A 489-nucleotide genomic window follows, 5' to 3' on the forward strand; every position below is an offset into this window, starting at 1 on the left:
AAGACTTGTTATTAAAACGCTTATCCTTTGCCGTAAATGGCTCTGTATCATACTTTATGTTTCCGTCCTTGTCTTTCATGACCTCGCCTTTTTTGGCTCTTAAAACAGCGTTTGGGTGGTCTTTCTTACAAGTTCTTCCTGTTTTGCTATCAGCCCATAAATCACGCTTGTACACCTTAGGCTTACTCTCCAGATTTCGCTCCCTCTCCGAGTAGATAAAATGAGCGTGCAAATTCGTCCTGGATTGATTCCAATGAACAGCATACTCATAATCTCTATTCTCTCCGTACATCCTTTTAGCGAGAAGGTCGCAAAACTGCTCCAGCTTCTCGCTATCTTTCGCCAGGTCATTCGGCAAAGCTACCACAGTTTCCCTCGCCTGGACATTCGGATTTTTAGATTTTTGATTCGCCTTTTCAAAATCCGCATACTCTTTCCAGGTATGTTTCATCTCTTTTTTATGTAACACAATATCTTCTTGTCTCGTCG

At 41.9% G+C, this 489-nt stretch carries 1 protein-coding gene; it reads right to left on the reverse strand.

Features of this window, described 5'->3' with window-relative positions:
- Nucleotides 1-469, reverse strand: a 469-nt coding sequence (locus tag C1E58_RS10100; RefSeq protein ID WP_202862935.1) for a relaxase/mobilization nuclease domain-containing protein, incomplete at its 3' end; no start/stop codon positions are given.
- Nucleotides 470-489 lie beyond the last annotated feature (20 nt).

The sequence above is a fragment of the Streptococcus suis genome, from assembly GCF_002964575.1.
Lineage (GTDB): Bacteria > Bacillota > Bacilli > Lactobacillales > Streptococcaceae > Streptococcus > Streptococcus suis_R.